18 protein-coding genes and 1 riboswitch are annotated in these 23071 nt (G+C 68.1%); of the genes, 16 read left to right on the top strand and 2 right to left on the bottom strand.

Annotation, left to right across the window (positions count from 1 at the left end):
- Window positions 1-110: 110 nt before the first annotated feature.
- The 7 genes from VQ065_RS28615 to VQ065_RS28585 all read left to right on the top strand — a co-directional run bounded on the left by VQ065_RS28615 (window position 111) and on the right by VQ065_RS28585 (window position 9592).
- Window positions 111-1523, top strand: a complete 1413-nt coding sequence (locus VQ065_RS28615; protein WP_003095711.1) for an amino acid permease — start codon at window positions 111-113, stop codon at window positions 1521-1523.
- 258 nt (window positions 1524-1781) lie between these two features.
- Window positions 1782-2573, top strand: a complete 792-nt coding sequence (locus tag VQ065_RS28610; RefSeq protein ID WP_003095709.1) for an enoyl-CoA hydratase/isomerase family protein — start codon at window positions 1782-1784, stop codon at window positions 2571-2573.
- 20 nt (window positions 2574-2593) lie between these two features.
- Window positions 2594-3754, top strand: a complete 1161-nt coding sequence (locus tag VQ065_RS28605) for an acyl-CoA dehydrogenase family protein (protein WP_003095708.1) — start codon at window positions 2594-2596, stop codon at window positions 3752-3754.
- Window positions 3755-3820: 66 nt separating this feature from the next.
- Complete coding sequence (locus VQ065_RS28600; protein ID WP_003095707.1) at window positions 3821-5911, top strand: acetate--CoA ligase family protein; 2091 nt, start codon at window positions 3821-3823, stop codon at window positions 5909-5911.
- A gap of 42 nt (window positions 5912-5953) precedes the next feature.
- Window positions 5954-7633, top strand: a complete 1680-nt coding sequence (locus tag VQ065_RS28595) for a 5-guanidino-2-oxopentanoate decarboxylase (protein ID WP_073667550.1) — start codon at window positions 5954-5956, stop codon at window positions 7631-7633.
- A gap of 22 nt (window positions 7634-7655) precedes the next feature.
- On the top strand, window positions 7656-8837 hold the full coding sequence (gene aruH / locus VQ065_RS28590) for an arginine--pyruvate transaminase AruH (RefSeq protein ID WP_003095704.1): 1182 nt from the start codon (window positions 7656-7658) through the stop codon (window positions 8835-8837).
- Between the two features lie 50 nt (window positions 8838-8887).
- Complete coding sequence (locus VQ065_RS28585; protein ID WP_003095701.1) at window positions 8888-9592, top strand: NAD(P)H-dependent oxidoreductase; 705 nt, start codon at window positions 8888-8890, stop codon at window positions 9590-9592.
- A 65-nt stretch (window positions 9593-9657) separates the two neighbouring features.
- On the opposite strand, the gene opmH is transcribed toward VQ065_RS28585, so the two are convergent.
- Complete coding sequence (gene opmH, locus VQ065_RS28580; protein ID WP_003095699.1) at window positions 9658-11106, bottom strand: efflux transporter outer membrane subunit OpmH; 1449 nt, start codon at window positions 11104-11106, stop codon at window positions 9658-9660.
- A gap of 229 nt (window positions 11107-11335) precedes the next feature.
- Window positions 11336-11472: riboswitch (TPP riboswitch) on the top strand.
- 89 nt (window positions 11473-11561) lie between these two features.
- Between opmH and thiC the strand changes: the two genes are divergently transcribed.
- On the top strand, window positions 11562-13445 hold the full coding sequence (gene thiC / locus VQ065_RS28575; protein WP_003095696.1) for a phosphomethylpyrimidine synthase ThiC: 1884 nt from the start codon (window positions 11562-11564) through the stop codon (window positions 13443-13445).
- 58 nt (window positions 13446-13503) lie between these two features.
- Here the strand turns inward: thiC and VQ065_RS28570 are convergent, their stop codons facing one another.
- Window positions 13504-14250, bottom strand: coding sequence for an RsiV family protein (locus VQ065_RS28570; protein ID WP_003095695.1), 747 nt, complete (start codon window positions 14248-14250; stop codon window positions 13504-13506).
- A gap of 242 nt (window positions 14251-14492) precedes the next feature.
- Here VQ065_RS28570 and VQ065_RS28565 point away from each other — a divergent pair, with 242 nt between their 5' ends.
- The 8 genes from VQ065_RS28565 (at window position 14493) to parC (ending at window position 22992) form a co-directional block, all read left to right on the top strand.
- Window positions 14493-15110, top strand: a complete 618-nt coding sequence (locus VQ065_RS28565; RefSeq protein ID WP_003095694.1) for an NUDIX domain-containing protein — start codon at window positions 14493-14495, stop codon at window positions 15108-15110.
- Complete coding sequence (locus VQ065_RS28560; protein ID WP_003095693.1) at window positions 15101-15559, top strand: DUF1249 domain-containing protein; 459 nt, start codon at window positions 15101-15103, stop codon at window positions 15557-15559. Before VQ065_RS28565 ends, VQ065_RS28560 begins: the two co-directional genes overlap by 10 nt.
- A gap of 154 nt (window positions 15560-15713) precedes the next feature.
- A complete protein-coding gene (cpdA, locus tag VQ065_RS28555; RefSeq protein WP_003095692.1) occupies window positions 15714-16532 on the top strand; it encodes a 3',5'-cyclic-AMP phosphodiesterase in 819 nt (272 codons plus the stop codon).
- Between the two features lie 132 nt (window positions 16533-16664).
- Window positions 16665-17285: a YqiA/YcfP family alpha/beta fold hydrolase gene (locus VQ065_RS28550; protein ID WP_003095691.1), complete on the top strand. Its 621-nt coding sequence runs from the start codon at window positions 16665-16667 to the stop codon at window positions 17283-17285.
- An 11-nt stretch (window positions 17286-17296) separates the two neighbouring features.
- Entirely contained in the window at window positions 17297-19186 is a 1890-nt protein-coding gene (gene parE, locus VQ065_RS28545; protein ID WP_003095690.1) for a DNA topoisomerase IV subunit B, read from the top strand.
- Window positions 19186-20199, top strand: coding sequence for an esterase-like activity of phytase family protein (locus VQ065_RS28540; RefSeq protein WP_003095689.1), 1014 nt, complete (start codon window positions 19186-19188; stop codon window positions 20197-20199). Before parE ends, VQ065_RS28540 begins: the two co-directional genes overlap by 1 nt.
- Window positions 20196-20720, top strand: a complete 525-nt coding sequence (locus VQ065_RS28535; RefSeq protein ID WP_003141732.1) for a retropepsin-like aspartic protease family protein — start codon at window positions 20196-20198, stop codon at window positions 20718-20720. The genes VQ065_RS28540 and VQ065_RS28535 overlap by 4 nt, the downstream gene beginning before the upstream one ends.
- Window positions 20721-20727: 7 nt before the next feature.
- A complete protein-coding gene (gene parC / locus VQ065_RS28530; protein ID WP_033977605.1) occupies window positions 20728-22992 on the top strand; it encodes a DNA topoisomerase IV subunit A in 2265 nt (754 codons plus the stop codon).
- The last annotated feature ends 79 nt before the right edge of the window (window positions 22993-23071 follow it).

Below are 23071 nucleotides of genomic sequence, written 5' to 3'. Positions count from 1 at the left end.
CGCCAATAATCCGCTCATCCGTGCGCAAGACACGGCCTCTGACAGAGTGGAGACAAGAATAATGAGCCATCTCGAAGACCCCTGCGCGTACCCTCATCCGGAGGTGCGCCATGGCTGACGGCAAGGAAAGGCTGCAACTCACCCGGGCCCTGGCGAGCCGCCACATCTTCATGCTGTCCCTCGGCGGGGTGATCGGCACCGGACTGTTCATGGGCTCCGGCGTGACCATCAACCAGGGCGGCCCGGCCGGCGCGGTGCTGGCCTACCTGGTGGCCGGGGTGCTGATGTACCTGGTGATGGTCTGCCTCGGCGAGCTGTCGGTGCAGATGCCGGTCTCCGGTTCGTTCCAGGCCCACGCGACGCGTTTCATCGGCCCGGCGACCGGCTTCATGATCGGCTGGGTCTACTGGATGAGCTGGGCCTCCACGGTAGGCCTGGAATTCACCGCGGCCGGGATGCTCATGACCCGCTGGTTCCCGGAGGTGCCCGTGTGGCTATGGTCGGGTTTCTTCGTGGTCGTGCTGTTCTCCCTCAATGCCCTGGCGACCCGCGCTTTCGGCGAGGCCGAGTACTGGTTCGCCGGGATCAAGGTGGCGGCGATCCTGGTGTTCATCGTGGTCGGGGGGCTGGTGATCTTCGGCGGTATCGAACTGAAGAGCGGTGCGCCGGCGCCGATGTTCTCCAACCTGGTCGGCGAGCGGCTGTTCCCCAACGGCCTGTCGGCGGTGTTCGCGGTGATGATGACGGTGGTCTATGCCTTCCAGGGTTGCGAGATCATGGGCGTCGCCGCCGGCGAGACCGAGCGACCGGAGAAGAGCATCCCGCGGGCGGTGCGCAACGTGGTGTTCCGCGTACTGATCTTCTACGTGCTGGCCATCGTCGTGCTTTCCGCCATCATTCCCTGGCAACAGGCCGGGCTGATGGAAAGCCCGTTCGTGCAGGTGTTCGACATGGTCGGGATTCCCTACGCGGCGGACCTGATGAACTTCGTCATCCTCACCGCCATCCTCTCGGTAGGCAACTCGGGCCTGTACGCCTCGACGCGGATCCTCTGGGCGATGTCCAGGACCGGCATGGCCCCGCGCGGCCTGTCGAAGCTCAGCGCGCGCGGCGTGCCGCTCTACGCGTTGCTGATCACCCTGTGCTTCGCCCTGCTCTCGTTGCTGACCAGCGTGGTCGCCGCCGACACCCTGTTCATGGTGCTGATGGCGGTGAGCGGGATGTCCGGCACCGTCACCTGGATCGTCATCGCCTACGCCCAATACCGCTTCCGCCGCGAGCACATGGCCAGCGGCGGCACGGTCGCCGAGCTGAAATATGCCGCGCCGCTGTTCCCGCTGGTGCCGCTGGCCTGCATCGCCGTGTGCTGCTCGCTGTTCGTCTTCCTCGCCCTCGATCCCACCCAGCGGCCGTCCTTGTACTGGGGCTTCGGCTTCATCGCCGCCTGCTACCTGGCCTATTACGTGGTTCGTCGCCGGCAGCCGCAGGGACTGGGCGACCCCGCCCTGGGACGGGCCGGCTGAACGGCCATCCGCAGGACCCGACGCCCGCCGCATCCGGCGGGCGTTTTCGTTTTCGCCTGGTTGGTTTGTTCGAAGTTGTAACAGCCGGCTCGCGCGGGCCTCCGCCGCTTTTCGGCGGATCGCATGGCGTGTGGCTTTGCGCCTGCCGCAGGGCCGTTACATACACCCGAATGGGTGGATTGTGGTCTTGTTGAACGAGTGTTTAGTATTGCCTGAAAGCCGCGATCGCCATCAACCAACAATAAGAACGAGGGCCGCATGACTGACCTTTCCCCATTGCAGACGCGGGTCGAAGCCGGGATCGCCTGGCTCGTCCTGAATCGTCCGCAACAGCGCAATGCACTGGATATCCCCACCCTGGAGGCCCTGCACGTCCGACTCGATGCCTGCGAGCGCGACCCGGCAGTGCGCGCTGTGGTGCTCGGCGGCAGCGGACGCAGCTTCTGCGCCGGGGCCGATCTCGCCGAATGGGCGGCGGCTGAAGCCCGTGGCGAGCTGGAAAGCTATGGCTGGACCGAGGCCGCCCACGCCCTGATGGGGCGCCTGCACGCCCTCGACAAACCCACAGTCGCCGCCGTCAACGGCAGCGCCGTGGGCGCTGGCATGGACCTGGCGCTGTGCTGCGATTTCCGCATCGCCGCCGCCTCGGCGCGCTTCAAGGCCGGCTACACCGGCATGGCCTACTGCCCGGACGCCGGCGCCAGTTGGCATCTGCCACGGCTGCTCGGCAGCGAGGCGGCCAAGCGCCTGCTGTTCCTCGACGAAGCCTGGAGCGCGGAGCGAGCCCTGGGTGCCGGACTGGTCGGCGAGGTGGTCGCCGACGAGCGCCTGGTTGAGGCGGTCGGCGCCTTCGCTGCGCGTCTCGCCAGCGGTCCGACCTTTGCCTTCGCCCAGACCAAGCGCCTGCTGCGCGACGGCGCCGGGCGCTCGCTGGCCGAGCAGTTGCGGGCCGAGCAGGCCGCCGGGCTGCTCTGCGGGCGCAGCGAGGATGCCGCCGAGGCGCTGCGCGCCGTAGCCGAGAAACGTTCCCCTCAATTCAGCGGGCGCTAGGCGCCGAGCAGGTGATTCCCATGGATTTCAGGCTGACCCAGGAACAGGACATGCTGGTCGAGGCGGTGCGCAGCTTCGTCGAGAAGGAACTGCTGCCCCACGAGGACGATGTCGACCGCGCCGACGCGGTGTCGCCGGAGCTGGCCGCACAGATTCGCGGCAAGGCCCTCGCCGCCGGTTTCTATGCCTTCAACATGCCCGAGGAAGTGGGCGGCGGCGGCCTCGACTACCTGTCCCAGGCGCTGGTCGAACGCGAGCTGTCGAAGGTCTCCTGGGCCCTCCACGTATTCGTCGCGCGGCCCTCGAAGATCCTCATGGCCTGCACCGGAGAACAGCTCGGCGACTACCTATTGCCCTGCGTGCAGGGCGAAAAGACCGATTGCTTCGCCCTCACCGAGCCGGGCGCCGGCTCCGACGCCAATTCGATCAAGACCCGCGCGGTGCGCGACGGCGACGCCTTCGTGATCAACGGCAGCAAGCACTTCATCAGCCACGCCGGGCACGCCGACTTCGCCATCGTCTTCGCCGTCACCGACAGCTACGAGCACAACGGCCGCAAGCGCAACGCGGTGACCGCCTTCCTGGTGGACAAGGGCACGCCCGGGATGACCGTGCGCCGCGGACCGAAATGCGTGAGCAACCGTGGCTACCACACCTACGAGATCTTCTTCGACGATTGCCGGGTGCCGGCCTCCAAGGTACTCGGCGAGGTCGGCAAGGGCTGGGAAGTGGCCAACGCCTGGCTCACCGCCGGACGGGTGATGGTCGCCGCCAACTGCGTCGGCCAGGCCCAGCGCGCCCTCGACCTATCACTGCGCTGGGCGGCCGATCGCAAGCAGTTCGGCCAGCCGATCGGCAGCTACCAGGGCGTTTCCTTCAAGCTCGCCGACATGGCCACGCAGATCCGCGCCGCCGAGCTGATGACCCTGCACACCGCCTGGAAGATGGACCAGGGCACCATGACCGACGGCGAGGCCGGCATGGCCAAGCTGTTCGCCAGCGAGACCCTCGGCAAGGTCGCCGACGAAGCGGTGCAGATCTTCGGCGGCATGGGCCTGATGGATGAAGGACCGGTCGAGCGCATCTGGCGCAACGCGCGGATCGAGCGGATCTGGGAGGGCACTTCGGAAATCCAGCGGCACATCGTTTCCCGCGAACTGCTGCGGCCGTTGCTGCGTTGAAGTCCTGGCTCCCCTCTCCCTCCAGGGGAGAGGGGAAGGCTGCCATGTTCCGAATCGAGAACCGACATGAATCGTGAAAACCTCAAGCGCCTGCTGGCACCCAGGCATCTCGCCTTCATTGGCGGCCGTGGCATGGCGCGTGCCCTGAAACGCTGTGCCGAAGGCGGTTTCGCCGGCCAGTTGTGGCTGGTCAATCCGCAGCACGCCGAACTCGAAGGCGTACCCTGCGTGGCCAGCGTCGCCGACCTGCCGTGCGGCCCGGACGCGGCGTTCGTCGCCACCAACCGCGAACTGACCCTCGACGCGGTCGCCGCGCTCGCCGCCAAAGGCGCCGGCGGGGCGATCTGCTATGCCTCCGGCTTCGCCGAAACCGGCGAACAGGGCCTGGCCGTGCAACGCCGGCTGCTGGCCGCCGCCGGCGAAATGGCGCTGCTTGGCCCGAACTGCTACGGCTTGCTCGACTACCTGCACGGCGCCGCGCTATGGCCGGTGGCACATGGCGGTCGGCAGGTGGAGCGGGGCGTCGCGGTGCTGACGCAGAGCGGCAACTTCGCCTACAACCTGTCGATGAGCGACCGTTCGCTGCCGGTGGCCTATATGGCATCGGTGGGCAACCAGGCGCAGCTGGGCATCGCCGAGCTGATGGACGTGCTGCTCGACGAGCCGCGGGTGACTGCCATCGGCCTGCATCTGGAAGGTCTGAAGAACGTCCCGGGGTTCGCCCGCGCGGCCTACAAGGCGTTGCAGAAAGGCGTGCCGGTGATCGCCCTGAAGACCGGAGTGTCGAAGATAGGCGCGGCCCTCGCGCTCAGCCACACCAGTTCCCTGGCCGGTTCCGACGCGCTCTACGACAGCCTGTTCGAGCGCCTCGGGGTAATCCGTGTGAGCGGCCCGGTGAGCTTCGTCGAAACCCTCAAGGCCGCCGCCTGCGGCCACCTGCCTGGCGGGCCGAGCCTGGTCGCGCTGGCCTGTTCCGGCGGCGACGCCGGGTTGATCGCTGACTACGCCGAGCGCAACGGCCTGGGGTTGCCGTCTTTCGACGCCGGACAGCGCGACGAACTGGCCGGGGTACTGCCCGACTACGCCAACATCGCCAACCCGCTGGACTTCACCACCGCCATCTGGGGCGATGCCGCGGCCCTGGAGGAAATGCTCGACAGCGCTTTGCGCAGCCCTGCCGACGCCGCCCTGCTGGTGCTCGACTATCCGGGCGAGGAAACCGGCGAGCGGCCGCAGTGCGACCTGCTTCTGCAACGCTACTGCGCCGCGCTGAAGCGCCACGGCAAAGTCGGCTTCATCGCCTCGGCGTTCCCGGAACTGCTGCCGGCCCGGGCCCGCGAGCTGTTGCACGGCGAGGGCGTCGCCGCGCTGCAAGGCGTCGAGGATGGTCTCGCCGCCTGGGGACGGATCGCCCGCTACCGCCAGCGCCGCGCGGCGCTGCTGGAGCGCGGCGAGGCGGCGTTGGTGCCGATCTGCCCAGGGCCGCTGGCGGGCGACGGCTACCTGCTCGACGAGTGGCAATCCAAGCAGGCGCTGAAATCCTTCGGCCTGCCACTGCCCCCGGGGGTGCTGAGCACCCCCGGGCAGGCCCGCGAAGCGGCCCTCGACCTCGGCTTCCCGCTGGTGCTCAAGGCGGTCAGCGCCGCGCTGCCGCACAAGACCGAGGCCGGCGGCGTGGCGCTCGGCCTGCGCAACGAGGCGGCGCTGGAGGCGGCATTGTTCGACATGCGCGAAAGCCTGGCCCGGCACGCGCCGCAACTGGTCTTCGAGCGTGTGTTGCTGGAGCGCATGGCAGGCGCGCCGCTGGCCGAGCTGATCGTCGGGGTCAAGCGCGAGGAGGGCTTCGGCCTGGCATTGGTGATCGGTGCCGGCGGGATACTCGTGGAGCTGCTGCGCGACAGTCGCAGCCTGCTCCTGCCGACCACCGACGCGGCGATCCGCGATGCCCTGCTGAGCCTGCGCAGCGCGCCGTTGCTCAGCGGCTTCCGCGGTCGCCCGGCGGTATCCATGGAGGCCCTGGTGGCGGCGATCCGCGCGGTCGCCGAATTCGCCTGCGAACATGCCGAGCGCTTGCTGGAGCTGGACGTCAACCCATTGCTGGCGGATGCCGAGGGAGCGCTGGCGGTGGATGCGTTGATCCGGCTGGCCAATGGCTGAAGGCCCGGGCGGACACGACGGCTCCCCCTCCCGCTTGTGGGAATGGGAGCAAGAGCGCTGCGGCGCGAGCGGCGACTCCGATGGTCGCCGAACTGGACGAGGATATTGCCCATGCAACCACAGAAGACCCTCAGCGCCGGCCAGGCCCTGGTCCGCTTGCTGGCCAACTACGGCGTGGATACCGTTTTCGGTATCCCCGGCGTGCACACCCTCGAGCTGTACCGCGGACTTCCGGGCAGCGGCATCCGCCACGTGCTGACCCGCCACGAGCAGGGCGCCGGCTTCATGGCCGACGGTTATGCGCGGGTCAGCGGCAAGCCGGGAGTGTGCTTCGTCATCACCGGGCCGGGCGTGACCAACGTCGCCACCGCCATCGGCCAGGCCTACGCCGACTCGGTACCGCTGCTGGTGATTTCCAGCGTCAACCACAGCGCCAGCCTGGGCAAGGGCTGGGGCTGCCTGCACGAGACCCAGGACCAGCGTGCCATGACCGCGCCGATCACTGCCTTCTCCGCCTTGGCCTTGAGCCCGGAACAGCTGCCCGAACTGATCGCCCGGGCCTACGCGGTGTTCGACAGCGAGCGTCCGCGCCCGGTGCATATCTCGATCCCGCTCGACGTGCTCGCCGCGCCGGTGGCCCATGACTGGAGCGCTGCCGTGGCGCGCCGCCCTGGTCGTGGTGTGCCGTGCAGCGAGGCATTGCGGGCGGCGGCGGAGCGCCTGGCTGCGGCCCGGCGACCAATGCTCATCGCCGGCGGCGGCGCGCTGGCGGCCGGCGAGGCGCTTGCCGCGCTGAGCGAGCGCCTGGCCGCGCCGCTGTTCACCAGCGTCGCCGGCAAGGGTCTGCTGCCGCCGGACGCGCCGCTCAACGCCGGGGCCAGCCTGTGCGTAGCGCCGGGCTGGGAGATGATCGCCGAGGCCGACCTGGTGCTGGCGGTGGGCACCGAGATGGCCGACACCGACTTCTGGCGCGAACGCCTGCCGCTGTCCGGCGAACTGATCCGCGTCGATATCGACCCGCGCAAGTTCAACGACTTCTATCCCTCTGCCGTAGCGCTCAGGGGCGATGCCCGGCAGACCCTGGAAGCGCTGCTGGCGCGCCTGCCGCAGGAGGCCCGCGACGCCGCGCCGGCCGCCGCGAGGGTGGCGCGCCTGCGCGCGGAGATCCGCGCGGCACACGCGCCGCTGCAGGCGCTGCACCAGGCGATCCTCGACCGGATCGCCGCTGCGCTGCCGGCCGATGCGTTCGTCAGCACCGACATGACCCAGCTGGCCTATACCGGCAACTACGCGTTCGCCAGCCGAGCACCGCGCAGCTGGCTGCATCCCACCGGCTACGGCACCCTCGGCTACGGCCTGCCGGCCGGCATCGGCGCCAAGCTCGGCGCCCCGCAGCGCCCGGGCCTGGTGCTGGTCGGCGATGGCGGCTTCCTCTACACCGCGCAGGAACTGGCCACCGCCAGCGAGGAACTGGACAGTCCGCTGGTGGTGCTACTGTGGAACAACGACGCGCTCGGCCAGATCCGCGACGACATGCTCGGCCTGGACATCGAGCCGGTCGGCGTGCTGCCGCGCAACCCCGACTTCGCCCTGCTGGGCCGCGCCTACGGTTGCGCGGTGCGCCAGCCGCAGGACCTGGACGAACTGGAGCGCGACCTGCGCGCCGGCTTCGGGCAGCCCGGCGTGACCCTGATCGAACTGCGGCACGCCTGCGCGCGCTGACCGCCGGACAAGGAGAGCATCCATGCGCTATTCCGACTTCACCCAACGTATCGCCGGCGACGGCGCCGCTGCCTGGGACATCCACTATCGCGCGCTGGCACGGGTCGAGCAGGGCGAGGAAATCCTCCTGCTGTCGGTCGGCGACCCCGACTTCGATACCCCGGCGCCCATCGTCCAGTCGGCCATCGACAGCCTGCTGGCCGGCAACACCCACTACGCCGACGTGCGCGGCAAGCGCGCCCTGCGCCAGCGCATCGCCGAACGCCACCGGCAGCGCAGCGGCCAGGCGGTGGACGCGGAGCAGGTGGTGGTGCTGGCCGGCGCCCAGTGCGCGCTGTACGCGGTGGTGCAGTGCCTGCTGAATCCGGGCGACGAGGTGATAGTCGCCGAGCCGATGTACGTCACCTACGAAGCGGTGTTCGGCGCCTGTGGCGCGCGGGTGGTGCCGGTGCCGGTGCGCTCCGAGAATGGCTTCCGCGTGCAGGCCGAGGAGGTCGCCGCACTGATCACCCCGCGCACGCGCGCGATGGCGCTGAACAGCCCGCACAACCCGTCCGGCGCCAGCCTGCCGCGGGCCACCTGGGAAGCCCTGGCCGAGCTGTGCACGGCCCATGACCTGTGGATGATCTCCGACGAGGTCTACAGCGAACTGCTGTTCGACGGCGAGCAAGTCAGCCCGGCCAGCCTGCCGGGGATGGCCGAACGTACCGCGACCCTCAACAGCCTGTCGAAATCCCACGCCATGACCGGCTGGCGGGTCGGCTGGGTGGTCGGTCCCGCGGCGCTCTGCGCGCACCTGGAGAACCTCGCCCTGTGCATGCTCTATGGCTCGCCGGAATTCATCCAGGATGCCGCCTGCACCGCGCTGGAGGCGCCGCTGCCGGAGTTGGAGGCGATGCGCGAGGCCTACCGCCGCCGCCGCGACCTGGTAATCGAGTGCCTGGCCGACAGCCCCGGCCTGCGTCCACTGCGCCCGGACGGCGGCATGTTCGTGATGGTCGACATCCGTCCCACCGGACTTTCCGCCCAGGCCTTCGCCGACCGCCTGCTGGACCGCCATGGCGTATCGGTGCTCGCCGGCGAAGCCTTCGGCCCGAGCGCCGCCGGTCACATCCGCCTCGGCCTGGTGTTGGGCGCCGAACCGCTGCGCGAAGCCTGTCGGCGCATCGCGCTGTGCGCCGCCGAGTTGCTCGGCCAGGCCTGAACCCCTCGGCCGCGAGCGATGCGGCCGGTCACCACGATTCGGAAACCACGATGAACGTACTGATCGTCCACGCCCACAACGAACCGCAATCCTTCACCCGCGCGCTCTGTGACCAGGCATGCGAGACCCTGGCAGGCCAGGGCCACGCGGTGCAGGTCTCGGATCTCTACGCGATGAACTGGAATCCGGTGGCCAGTGCCGCCGACTTCGCCGAGCGCGCCGATCCCGACTACCTGGTCTACGCCCTGGAGCAGCGCGAGAGCGTCAAGCGCCAGAGCCTGGCCGCCGACATCCAGGCCGAGCTGGACAAGCTGCTGTGGGCCGACCTGCTGATCCTCAACTTTCCGATCTACTGGTTCTCGGTGCCGGCGATCCTCAAGGGGTGGTTCGACCGGGTACTGGTGTCCGGGGTCTGCTATGGCGGCAAGCGCTTCTACGACCAGGGTGGCCTGGCCGGCAAGAAGGCGCTGGTCAGCCTGACCCTGGGCGGGCGCCAGCACATGTTCGGCGAGGGTGCCGTCCACGGACCGCTGGAGGACATGCTGCGGCCGATCCTGCGCGGCACCCTGGCCTATGTCGGCATGCAGGTGCTGGAGCCCTTTGTCGCCTGGCACGTGCCATACATCAGCGAGGAAGCGCGCGGCAACTTCCTGCGCGCCTACCGGGCGCGGCTGGAAAATCTCGAGCAGGATGTACCCCTGCGGTTCCCGCGGCTGGAGCAGTTCGACGCGCTGCTCCAGCCGCTGGCGCGCTGACCCGGGCGACGCGCGCCAGGCCAGTCAAGCGAAGACGCCCCCGACCGGGGGCGTCTTGGCTCGTGCTAGTACTGCTGGCGCGGCTTGCTCTGTAACTGCTCGGCGGCGGCCTTGGCCAGGTCCGGCGGGAGGAAGTCCTTGTCCGGATCGTAATCCTGCTTCAGGTAGGCGCTGAGCGCCTCCAGGTCGGCCGGGCTGAGGGTGCCGGCCGCCTGCTTCAGGCGCAGGGTATCGAGGATGTAGTCGTAGCGGCTGTTGTTGTAGTCGCGCACGGCGGCGTACAGCTGGCGCTGGGCGTTGAGCACGTCGACGATGTTGCGGGTGCCGACCTGGTAGCCGATCTCGGTGGCTTCCAGCGAACTCTGGTTGGAGATGATCGCCTGGCGCCGCGCCTGGACCTGCTCGACGTCGGTATTCACCGCGCGGTGCAGGTTGCGGGTGTCCTGCACCACCTGGCGGCGCTGGCCTTCGCGGGACTGCTCGCTCTGGTTGAGGCGCTGGTAGGACTCGCGGACCTGGGAGGAGGTCAGGCCGCCGCTGTAGATCGGGATGTTCAGTTCCAGGCCAATGCTGCGCTCATCGACATACTTGCCATAGTGCACCAGCGGATTGGCGGCGCTGTTGGCGAAGCCGAGGGCGTCGTTGTCGCCCTTCTGGTACTGGGCCACGGCATCGAGGGTCGGCAGGTGCCCGGCCTTGCGCTGGCGGAGGGTTTCCTCGGCGGCGTTGACCGCGTAGTTGCTGGCCAGCAGGCGTAGGTTCTGCTGCACCGCGGTGTCGACCCAGGCCTTGGCGTCGTTCGGCGCCGGCGGCACCACTGGCAGGGTGTGGCGCATGCCCTCGATGGCGCTGTAATCGCGGTTGGTCAGGGTCACCAGGGCCTGGAAGGCATCGTCCACGCGCTGTTCGGCGATCAGCCGGTTGGCGCGGGCTGTGTCGTAGCTGGCCTGGGCCTCGAGCACGTCGGTCTTGTCGGAAAGGCCCACGTCGAAGCGCTCGTTTGCCTGGTCCAGCTGGCGCTTGAAGGCGGCTTCCTCGGCCTTGCTGGTGGCTAGGTTGTCCTGGGCGCGGAGCACCGTGAAGTAGGTCTCGGCGCTGCGCAGGATCAGGTCCTGCTGGGTCGCGGAGAATTCCAGCCGGGCCTGGTCGCTGGTTTCCTTGGCGGCCTGCCACTGGAACCAGCGGTCGGCGCGGAACAACGGCTGGCTGAGGGTGGCCTGGACGACCTGGCTGTTGCGCTTGACGGTCGCCGGACGCTCGTCGAATGCGATCCGGGTGTCTCCGACGCGGGCGCCGGCGCCGAGTTGCGGCAGCAGGCCGGCGCGGGCCTGGGGCACCACTTCCTTGCGCGCCAGGTAGTCGGCCTGGGCGGCGGCGAGGTCGGCGTTGTTGTCGACGGCTTCCTTGTAGACGCTGATCAGGTCGGTCTTGGTCGGCAGCGGGGTCGGCTGGGCGGCCCAGGCGACACCGGTAGCAGCGGCCACGGCGGCCGCCAGGGAGAGTCTGCGCAGCATTCGTTCGTCCTGGAAAAGATGCGAGGTGGGGCAAGGCTAAGGTCGCTACCGGTGGCGGTCAAGGCACCTGCGCGGCAACTGATCGAAGAGCCAGTCCGGATCGATGTGCCGGCGAACGTGCGGGGATCTGCGTCTTCCCTGGCGAGAGGGCGCCGGACTGGACCATGACTGCCGGTCGGGCGGGGCGTTTTCCCGTTGGCGTATCCCGCCGGTGTTGATTAGACTGCCGGGGTTCTTGTCGGGGTGCCCTATACGAGGGGCTGAGATCGGATAGTTCCGGATCCCGTTGAACCTGATCGGGCTAGCGTCCGGTTCCGCCTCGCGCGGACCGCAGCAACCCGCGTAGGGAACAAGATGTCCGCGCCATGCCTGCCTTGCCGGCGCGTCCTTCTCGCCACCAGTCCCGGTGGCCCCGCGTGCCAGGTTCTCCCGACAATCACCCAGGAGAGCCATCGATGAGCGCAACGCAGAAGAACAACATCACCCGCCTTGAGCAGCTCGACCGCCAGTCGACGCAGCCTTTCCCGAACTCGCGCAAGGTCTACCTGACCGGCTCGCGCCCGGACATCCGCGTCCCGGTGCGGGAAATCTCCCTCGCCGACACCCCCACCGCCTTCGGCGGCGAAAAGAACCCGCCGGTGTTCGTCTACGACACCTCCGGCCCGTATACCGACCCCGAGGTCCGCATCGATCTGCGCAAGGGCCTGCCTGACGTGCGTTCGCGCTGGATCGACGAGCGCGGCGACACCGAGATCCTCCCAGGCCTGACCTCCGAGTTCGGCCAGGCCCGCCTGGCCGACGCCAGCCTCGACGCCCTGCGCTTCGCCCACGTGCGCACGCCGCGCCGGGCCAAGCCGGGCGCCAACGTCTCGCAGATGCACTACGCGAAGAAAGGCATCATCACCCCGGAGATGGAATACATCGCCATCCGCGAGAACATGAAGCTGCAGGAAGCCCGGGCCGCCGGCCTGCTCGACCAGCAGCACCCGGGGCACAGCTTCGGCGCCAACATCCCGAAGGAAATCACCCCCGAGTTCGTCCGCGAGGAAGTCGCCCGCGGCCGCGCAATCATTCCGGCGAACATCAACCACACCGAGCTTGAGCCGATGATCATCGGCCGCAATTTCCTGGTGAAGATCAACGGCAACATCGGCAACAGCGCGCTGGGCTCGTCGATCGAGGAAGAAGTGGAGAAGCTCACCTGGGGCATCCGCTGGGGCGCCGACACGGTGATGGACCTGTCCACCGGCAAGCACATCCATGAAACCCGCGAGTGGATCCTGCGCAACAGCCCGGTACCGATCGGCACCGTACCGATCTACCAGGCGCTGGAGAAGGTCAACGGCGTCGCCGAGGACCTGACCTGGGAAATCTTCCGCGACACCCTGATCGAACAGGCCGAGCAGGGCGTCGACTACTTCACCATCCACGCCGGCGTGCTGCTGCGCTATGTGCCGCTGACCGCTAAGCGGGTCACCGGCATCGTTTCCCGCGGCGGCTCGATCATGGCCAAGTGGTGCCTGGCGCACCACCAGGAGAACTTCCTCTACACGCATTTCGAAGAGATCTGCGAAATCATGAAGGCCTACGACGTCAGCTTCTCGCTGGGCGATGGCCTGCGTCCGGGTTCGGTGGCCGACGCCAACGACGCCGCCCAGTTCGGCGAGCTGGAAACCCTCGGCGAGCTGACCAAGATCGCCTGGAAGCACGACGTGCAGGTGATGATCGAAGGCCCCGGCCACGTGCCGATGCAATTGATCAAGGAAAACATGGACAAGCAGCTGGAGTGCTGCGACGAGGCGCCGTTCTATACCCTCGGCCCGCTGACCACCGACATCGCCCCCGGCTACGACCACATCACCTCCGGCATCGGCGCGGCGATGATCGGCTGGTTCGGCTGCGCCATGCTCTGCTACGTCACGCCCAAGGAGCACCTGGGTCTGCCGAACAAGGATGACGTGAAGACCGGGATCATCACCTACAAGATCGCCGCCCATGCCGCCGACCTCGCCAAGGGCCACCCGGGCGCGCAGATCCGCGACAACGCGCTGTCCAAGGCGCGCTTCGAGTTCCGTTGGGAGGACCAGTTCAACCTTGGCCTGGACCCGGACACCGCGCGGGCGTTCCATGACGAGACCCTGCCGAAGGACTCGGCCAAGGTCGCGCACTTCTGCTCCATGTGCGGACCGAAGTTCTGCTCGATGAAGATCACCCAGGAAGTCCGCGACTACGCCAAGGAGAACGGCCTGTCCGACGAGAGCAAGGCTATCGAGGCCGGCTTCCAGGAGCAGGCGGCGCGCTTCAAGGACGAAGGATCGGTGATCTACAGGCAGGTGTAGGCCGCGCCGCGCCACCGGGCCCCTCGCCGCGGCGAGGGGCTTCGGGGTGTCGGAAGCGTCAGCCGCGGCCGGGGAACAGGTTCGGCTTGACGATGCCGTTCAGGCGCGGATACGGGATCTTCAGTTCGGGGTGGGCGAAGGAATACGGTGCGATGGAGTAGGCGTCGTACTTCAGCGTCACCGCGCCGAAGGTCAATGCCACGTGCGGGGTGCGCTGGAACGGCCAGGTCTTCTGGAAATCGGCGTCCTGGTCGAGCTTGTTGGCCAGCAGCCAGGCCTTGTGCGCCAGCTCGGCCTGTTTCCAGAAGGCTTCTTCCTGGCCGGGAACCAGCATGTCCTGCAGGCTCAGCTCCTTGTGCTGCCTGCGGTCGTAGTTGATGAAGCCGCGACCGGGCATGCCGTGGGCGCCGCCGGTGAACAGGTAGCTGGAAAGCTCGATGATCACCAGACCGTCATGTTGTTCGCGCACCTTGGCTTGCAGGTAGCTGCTCCAGCCCGGCTCGGCGCTGTCCAGGAACTGCCGCTCGTAGGCCGCCAGCGATGCCGGCAGGGGCGTTTCGTTGTTTTCCCGGGTCATTTCCAGCAGGGCGCGCTCGACGATCGGGTCCAGCTGCGGTTCGTCGGGGAACTTCAGGGTGTCGATGTTTACCAAGGGGCACTGTTCGCCCTGGCAGCCGGGCTTCAGGTGCTCGCTGGCGAGGCGCTCGGTGGGCAGCGGGTCGTCGAGGCCGGGCTTGAAGAGGCTCTGGCAGGCGCTCAGCAGAACGACCAGGCTGCCGAGGGCGGCGAATTTCAGAAGGCGCATGGGATTCCTTTTGCGACGGTGGATGGGCGGGCTCGAAGCGTCGACCAGTCCGTTTCGACCCTGGCGCCGCGCTTGAGTTCGGCCCGCGCAAACCCCAAGTATGGCTTAGCCGTGGCCGGGAAACACGCCCGCGCGGCGAGCGCCACGAAGTTTTCCCGAGCCGTCCTGAAAGTGGCTGCGCCCTGCGCCGGGCCGCGATAGGATGGCGCGAAACCCACATACCCGAGTGAAGTGAGTCGAGGATGTCCGAAACCTTCAAACCCGCCCCCGGTGACGTCGAGCTCGTGCAGCGCGAGGAATGCTTCCGCGGCTTCTATCGTCTCGATCGCCTGCGCCTGCGGCATCGCCAGTTCGACGGCAGCATGGGCCGGGAAATCAGTCGGGAACTGTTCGTCCGCCATGACGCGGTCTGCGTGCTGCCCTACGACCCGCAGCGCGATTGCGTGGTGCTCATCGAGCAATTCCGTGTCGGGGCGATGCAGAAGCTCGCCAACCCCTGGCTGCTGGAGCTGGTCGCCGGCCTGATCGACAAGGACGAGCAACCGGAGGAAGTGGCCCATCGCGAGGCGATGGAGGAGGCCGGGCTGACCCTCGGTGCGCTCTGGCCGATAACCCAGTACCTGCCGTCGCCGGGCGGTACCGACGAGGTGGTGCACCTGTTCGTCGGCCGTTGCGACAGCGAAGGCGTCGGCGGCGTGCATGGCTTGCCGGAGGAGGGCGAGGACATCCGCGTCCACGTCTGGCCGTTGGAAGATGCGCTGCAGGCCGTGCGCGACGGGCGGATCAACAACGCGGCGAGCATCATCGCCCTGCAGTGGCTGGCCCTGAACCGGGCCGAGGTGCGTGGGCTATGGGCCTGAACCTGCTGCGCGAGCGCTACCGGGTCGACCTGGCCAGCCTGCAGGCGACCTGTGAAGCGAACTACGCGCGGCTCATGCGCCTGCTCCCGGACATGCGCGAGGCACAGGCCTCGCGCCGGGTCGCGCTGAGCGAAGGGGAGCGGCTGCTCGGCGTCCTGGCGCTGGAAGTGACCGAGGCCTGCCCGTACACCACCACCCTGCAGGTGCGCCAGGAACTGGGCCTGCCCTGGTTACCGGCGCCGCGGCTGGAAGTGCGGGTCTACCACGATGCACGGATGGCCGAGGTGATCGGCGCCGAACAGGCGCGGCGGCTGATGGCGATCTATCCCTACCCGAACCAGGCGATGCACCAGCCCGACGAGAAGAACCAGCTCAACCTGTTCCTCGGCGAGTGGCTCGCCCACTGTCTGGCCTGCGGCCACGAGATGGTGCCGGTGGCCCAGCGCTGAGCGGTTGCAAGGCAAAAGGCCAGTTGAATGGCATCAAGCCAAAAGTAGTCCTCGCAACTGTGATCTGTTCCGCTTTCCGGGTTTGCCGCCACTTTCGTCGGTCACCATAATCACCCCATTCACCGCGGACGCCTCGCCTTCAGGAGACGGCCCCTTGTCACGCCATTCGAACACTCCCGCCACCGACGCCTCCGTACTGCTGGTGCAGCTTTCGGACAGCCACCTGTTCGCCGAGGACGGCGCGCGCCTGCTCGGCATGGACACCGCCCATAGCCTGGAAAAGGTGGTCGAGCGGGTCGCCCGGGAGCAACCGCGGATCGACCTGATCCTCGCCACCGGCGACGTCTCCCAGGACGGCAGCCTGGATTCCTACACACGCTTCCGCAGGTTGAGCGCGCCGCTGGCCGCGCCGTTGCGCTGGTTCGCCGGTAACCACGACGAACGCGAGCCGATGCAGCGGGCGACCGAGGGTAGCGACCTGCTGGAGCAGATCGTCGACGTCGGCAACTGGCGCGTGGTGTTGCTCGACTCGAGCATTCCCGGCGCGGTGCCGGGCTATCTCGAGGACGACCAGCTCGACCTGCTGCGGCGCGCCATCGACAGCGCCGGCGAACGCTTCCTGCTGGTTTCCTTCCATCATCACCCGGTGCCGATCGGCAGCGACTGGATGGACCCTATCGGCCTGCGCAACCCGCAGGCGCTGTTCGACCTGCTGGCACCCTATCCGCAGGTGCGCTGCCTGCTGTGGGGGCACATTCACCAGGAGTTCGACCGCCAGCGCGGCCCGCTGCGCCTGCTGGCTTCGCCGTCCACCTGCGTACAGTTCGCCCCCGGCAGCAGCGACTTCACCCTCGACCGCCTGGCGCCGGGCTACCGCTGGTTGCGCCTGCACGACGACGGGCGCCTGGAAACGGGGATCTCGCGGGTCGACGACGTCGTCTTCGAAGTGGACTACGACACCGCCGGATACTGACATGCCCCCCGGCCGCGGGATGCCGCGGCCGCGTGCGTCGTTGCCGATCGGCGCGCAGGCTGGAAGATGAAGCCTGGAAGCTGGTACCGTTCGGCTTTCCCTACCGAGTTGAAGCCCATTAGCCCGTTCCCGATGACTGCGACCAGCCCATCCCTGCTGTATATCCACGGCTTCAACAGTTCGCCCGAATCGCACAAGGCGCGCCAGCTGCAGGCGGCCTTCGGCCACTTGGGTCTGGCCGAAGGCCTGCGCGTCCCGGCCCTGCACCATCACCCACGGCAGGCCATCGCCCAGTTGGAGCGGGCCATCGCCGAGCTCGGGCGACCGGTGCTGGTCGGCAGCTCCCTGGGTGGCTACTATGCGACCCATTTGGCGGAGCGCCATGGCCTGGCGGCGATCCTGGTCAATCCGGCGGTCGCCCCGCATCGCTCCTTCGACGGCTACCTGGGCGCGCAGACCAACCACTACAGTGGCGAGACCTGGGAACTCACCGAGGACCACGTGGCGGCGCTGGCCGAACTGGAAGTCACGCGCCTGCAACGTCCCGAGCGCTACCAGGTATGGCTGCAGACCGCCGACGAAACCCTCGACTATCGCGCCGCGCAGTCCTTCTACCGAGCCTGCGCGCTACGCATCCAGGCCGGCGGCGACCACGGCTTCCAGGGCTTCGCCCGGCACCTGCCGGCGCTGCTGGCGTTCGCCGGCTACCCGTCGGCGCTGTGGCGCGACACCGATTTTTCGACTTTTGACTGAATAGAGACCCCATGGCTACTTACAACGCAGACGCCATCGAAGTCCTTTCCGGCCTCGACCCGGTGCGCAAGCGCCCGGGGATGTACACCGACACCACCCGCCCCAACCACCTGGCCCAGGAAGTCATCGACAACAGCGTCGACGAAGCCCTGGCCGGCCACGCGAAGAGCGTGCAGGTGATCCTGCACCAGGACAACTCGCTGGAAGTCATCGACGACGGCCGCGGCATGCCGGTGGACATCCACCCGGAAGAGGGCGTGCCGGGCGTCGAGCTGATCCTTACCAAGCTGCATGCCGGCGGCAAGTTCTCGAACAAGAACTACCAGTTCTCCGGCGGCTTGCACGGGGTCGGCATCTCGGTGGTGAACGCGCTCTCGACCCGGGTCGAGGTACGCGTCAAGCGCGACGCCAACGAGTACCGGATGACCTTCGCCGACGGCTTCAAGGACAGCGACCTGGAAGTCATCGGCACGGTCGGCAAGCGCAATACCGGTACCAGCGTGCATTTCTGGCCGGATCCGAAGTATTTCGATTCGGCGAAGTTCTCGGTCAGCCGCCTCAAGCATGTGCTCAAGGCCAAGGCGGTGCTGTGCCCGGGCCTGAGCGTGGTGTTCGAGGACAAGAACACCGGCGAGCGCGTCGAGTGGCACTTCGAGGACGGCCTGCGCTCCTACCTGACCGACGCGGTCGCCGAGCTGCCGCGCCTGCCCGATGAACCCTTCTGCGGCAACCTCGAAGGTTCCAAGGAAGCGGTGAGCTGGGCCCTGCTGTGGCTGCCCGAGGGCGGTGAGTCGGTGCAGGAAAGCTACGTCAACCTGATTCCCACGGCCCAGGGCGGCACCCATGTGAACGGCCTGCGCCAGGGCCTGCTCGACGCCATGCGCGAATTCTGCGAGTTCCGCAACCTGTTGCCGCGCGGCGTCAAGCTGGCGCCCGAGGACGTCTGGGAGCGGATCGCCTTCGTCCTCTCGATGAAGATGCAGGAGCCGCAGTTCTCCGGGCAGACCAAGGAGCGCCTGTCGTCCCGCGAGGCGGCGGCGTTCGTCTCGGGCGTGGTGAAGGACGCCTTCAGCCTGTGGCTCAACGAGCACGCCGAGATCGGCCTGCAGTTGGCGGAACTGGCGATCAGCAATGCCGGGCGTCGCCTCAAGGCGGGCAAGAAGGTCGAGCGCAAGAAGATCACCCAGGGGCCGGCGCTGCCCGGCAAACTGGCCGACTGCGCCGGACAGGAACCGATGCGCGCGGAACTGTTCCTGGTCGAGGGCGACTCCGCCGGCGGCTCGGCGAAGCAGGCGCGGGACAAGGAATTCCAGGCGATCATGCCGCTGCGCGGAAAGATCCTGAACACCTGGGAGGTGGACGGCGGCGAGGTGCTCGCCAGCCAGGAGGTCCACGACATCGCGGTGGCCATCGGCGTCGATCCGGGCGCCAGCGACCTGGCTCAGCTGCGCTACGGCAAGATTTGTATCCTCGCGGATGCCGACTCCGACGGGCTGCACATCGCCACGCTGCTCTGCGCGCTGTTCGTCCGCCATTTCCGCCCGCTGGTGGAGGCCGGCCACGTCTACGTGGCGATGCCGCCGCTGTACCGCATCGACCTCGGCAAGGAAATCTACTACGCCCTCGACGAAGCCGAGCGCGACGGCATCCTCGAGCGCCTGGCCGCCGAGAAGAAGCGCGGCAAGCCGCAGGTCACCCGCTTCAAGGGCCTTGGCGAAATGAATCCGCTGCAACTGCGCGAGACCACCATGGATCCGAATACCCGGCGGCTGGTCCAGCTCACCCTGGAGGACGCCACCGGTACCCTGGAGATCATGGACATGCTGCTGGCCAAGAAGCGCGCCGGTGACCGCAAGTCCTGGCTGGAAAGCAAGGGCAACCTGGCCGAGGTGCTGGTCTGATGCGCCGCCTGCTGGCCATCCTCGGCCTGTTCGGGGGCCTGGTCCAGGCGGCCGAGGCGCCGCCAGAGCCACCGGTTCCGGCAGCCTTGAGCTTCATCTCGGAACATGCGGTGGAGGGCATGCGCGGCGGCAACCTCTCTGGGCTGGCCTGGTGTGGCGGCGCGCTGTGGACGGTTTCCGACCGCGACGACGACCGCCTGTATCGCCTGCAACCCTCGGCCGAAGGCTCCGACCAGCCCTGGCAGGCCGAGGCCGAGAGTTTCATCGCTCCGACCCCGCCGGACAGCGGGTTGCCCTGGGGCATGAGCACGCGGGTCTGGCTCAGTGGCCTGGTGCGCGGCGGCAACCTCGACTTCGAAGGCATCGCCTGCGATGCCGCCGGCAATCGCTACCTGGTCAGCGAGGCGCACGCGGCGGTCCTGCAACTGCCGGTGAGCGGCGCGCCGAACTGGCTGCGCCTGCCGCCCGGCCTGCTGCCGCAAGCGCGGGCCAGCGGCATGCTGATGAATTTCAACGCGCTCTTCGAAGGGATCGCCGTCGACCCCGAGGGCAAGCGCCTCTGGCTGGCTGCCGAGCGCGAGCGCCGCGGCCTGCTGGTGGCCCACCGCGACAACAGTGCCTGGCGCTGCGAGGGCAGCTGCGTACTGCTCGCCGAGGGCGGCAAGATCGAGCCGCCGCCGGAACTGGGCAGCGCGCGCAAGCTGCCGAAGGATTTCTCCGACCTCGCCTTCTACCGCGGCAAGCTGTTCACCCTGGAGCGCCTGGCGCATCAGATCTGCCGCCGCGACCTGGCCCAGGCCAAGGTCGAGCGCTGCTGGTCGTTCGCCTCGGCGGTCCTGGCGCCGGAGCGTCGCTACGAGCTGCCTTATGGCGTCGCGGAAGCCCTGTCGCTGGACGACAAGGGCGCCTGGCTGGGCATCGACAATGGCGACCATGCGCGCGCCGATGGCGACGTGCGGCCCTTCGTCCTGCGCTTCGCCGCGCCCGCCGGCGGCTGGTTGGGGGACAAGTGACGCAACAGGCGCCCGGTCAGCGGCTGGGACGGATCATGCTGGTGCTGGCCTGGATCGCCGGGCTGGCGCTGGCGACGCGCTATTTCGGCGTCTGGGAAGATCGACAGCGCAACCCGAACCAGGCGCCGCAATCGATCCATGGCGACGGCTACGTCGAGTTGCGCCTGGCCAGCAGCCGCCAGGGCCATTACCTGCTGAACGGGCAGATCAACGGCCAGGGCGTGACCTTCCTGCTCGATACCGGGGCGACCCAGGTGGCGGTGCCGGAAGCCCTGGCGGCAAGACTCGCGCTGGAGCGCGGCGCGCCGATCACCCTGAGCACGGCCAACGGCCGCGCCACGGGCTGGCGCACGCGGCTGGACCAGCTGCAACTCGGCGATATCCGCCTGTCCGGGGTCGCGGCGCTGATTGCGCCGGGCATGGACGGCGATGAGGTGCTACTCGGCATGAGCGCCCTGAAACAACTCGAATTCACCCAGCGCGACGGCACCCTGGTGCTGCGCCAAAACACTTCTCCGTGAGGTACGCATGAGCGAATCCCTCGATCTGAGCCTGGAAGGGGTCGAACGCCGGTCGTTGGCCGAGTTCACCGAGCAGGCCTATCTGAACTATTCCATGTACGTGATCATGGACCGCGCCCTGCCGCATATCGGCGACGGCCTGAAACCGGTGCAGCGACGCATCGTCTACGCCATGAGCGAACTGGGGCTGGATGCCGATTCCAAGCACAAGAAGTCGGCGCGCACCGTCGGCGACGTGCTCGGCAAGTTCCACCCGCACGGCGACTCGGCCTGCTACAAGGCCATGGTGCTGATGGCGCAGCCGTTCTCCTATCGCTATCCGCTGGTGGACGGCCAGGGCAACTGGGGGGCGCCGGACGATCCCAAGTCCTTCGCCGCCATGCGTTATACCGAGGCGCGCCTGTCGCGCTATTCCGAGGTGCTGCTCAGCGAACTGGGCCAGGGTACCGTGGACTGGGTACCGAACTTCGACGGCACCCTCGACGAGCCGGCCGTGCTGCCGGCCCGCCTGCCCAACCTGCTGCTCAACGGCACCACCGGCATCGCGGTGGGCATGGCCACCGACGTGCCGCCGCACAACCTGCGGGAAGTCGCGTCGGCCTGCGTGCGCCTGCTCGACCAGCCGGGCGCGACGGTCGCCGAATTGTGCGAACACGTGCCGGGCCCGGACTTCCCCACCGAAGCCGAGATCATCACCCCGCGCGCCGACCTGCAGAAGGTCTACGAGACCGGCCGCGGTTCGGTGCGCATGCGCGCGGTGTACCGCGTCGAGGACGGCGACATCGTCATCCACGCCCTGCCGCACCAGGTGTCCGGTTCCAAGGTGCTGGAACAGATCGCCGGGCAGATGCAGGCCAAGAAGCTGCCGATGGTGGCCGACCTGCGCGACGAGTCGGACCACGAGAACCCGACCCGCATCGTCATCATCCCGCGTTCGAACCGGGTCGATGTCGAAGAGCTGATGACCCATCTGTTCGCCACCACCGACCTGGAAACCAGCTACCGGGTCAACCTGAACATCATCGGCCTCGACGGCAAGCCGCAGGTCAAGGACCTGCGCCAGTTGCTCTCGGAGTGGCTGCAGTTCCGCATCGGCACCGTGCGTCGACGCCTGCAGTTCCGCCTGGACAAGGTCGAGCGCCGCCTGCATCTGCTGGATGGCTTGCTGATCGCCTTCCTCAACCTCGACGAGGTGATCCACATCATCCGCACCGAGGATCAGCCCAAGGCGGTGCTGATGGAGCGCTTCGAACTCAGCGAGGTGCAGGCCGACTACATCCTCGACACCCGCCTGCGCCAGTTGGCACGCCTGGAAGAGATGAAGATCCGCGGCGAGCAGGAAGAGTTGCTGAAGGAGCAGAAGCGCCTGCAGACCCTGCTCGGCAGCGAGGCCAAGCTGAAGAAGCTGGTGCGCGAGGAGCTGATCAAGGACGCCGAGACCTACGGCGACGACCGCCGTTCGCCGATCGTCGCCCGCGCCGAGGCCCGCGCGCTGTCGGAAACCGAGCTGATGCCCACCGAACCGGTGACCGTGGTGCTCTCGGAAAAAGGCTGGGTGCGTTGCGCCAAGGGCCACGACATCGACGCCGCCGGCCTCTCCTACAAGGCCGGCGACGGCTTCAAGGCCGCCGCGCCGGGACGCTCGAACCAGTATGCGGTGTTCATCGACTCCACCGGGCGCAGCTACTCGCTGCCGGCCCACAGCCTGCCGTCCGCGCGAGGCCAGGGCGAGCCACTCAGCGGCCGGCTGACGCCTCCGCCGGGGGCCAGCTTCGAATGCGTGCTGCTGCCGGACGACGATGCGCTGTTCGTGATCGCTTCCGACGCCGGCTATGGTTTCGTGGTCAAGGGCGAGGACCTGCAAGCCAAGAACAAGGCCGGCAAGGCCCTGCTCAGCCTGCCCAACGGCTCCGCCGTGGTGGCGCCGCGCCCGGTGCGCGATGTGGAGCAGGATTGGCTGGCGGCCGTGACGACCGAGGGCCGTCTGCTATTGTTCAAGGTCTCCGACCTGCCGCAGCTCGGCAAGGGCAAGGGCAACAAGATCATCGGCATCCCCGGCGAACGCGTGGCCAGCCGCGAGGAGTACCTCACCGACCTGGCTGTTCTGCCAGCCGGGGCGACGTTGGTCCTGCAGGCTGGAAAGCGTACCCTGTCGCTCAAGGGCGACGACCTGGAACACTACAAGGGGGAGCGGGGCCGGCGAGGCAACAAGCTGCCGCGCGGTTTCCAGCGCGTCGACAGCCTGCTGGTGGATATTCCGCCACAGGATTGAAATGAGCCGTTACCGGTCTCCGATCTCTCGCATATCCGCAAGAGAATGGCGAAAGCGGCCTCTTCCGAGGCCGGCTTTC

The organism is Pseudomonas sp. KBN10P06128 (assembly GCF_037574945.1).
GTDB classification, from domain to species: domain Bacteria; phylum Pseudomonadota; class Gammaproteobacteria; order Pseudomonadales; family Pseudomonadaceae; genus Pseudomonas; species Pseudomonas aeruginosa.
Note: the sequence above shows the minus strand (reverse complement) of the source record. Positions and strands in the feature narration are given on the sequence as shown.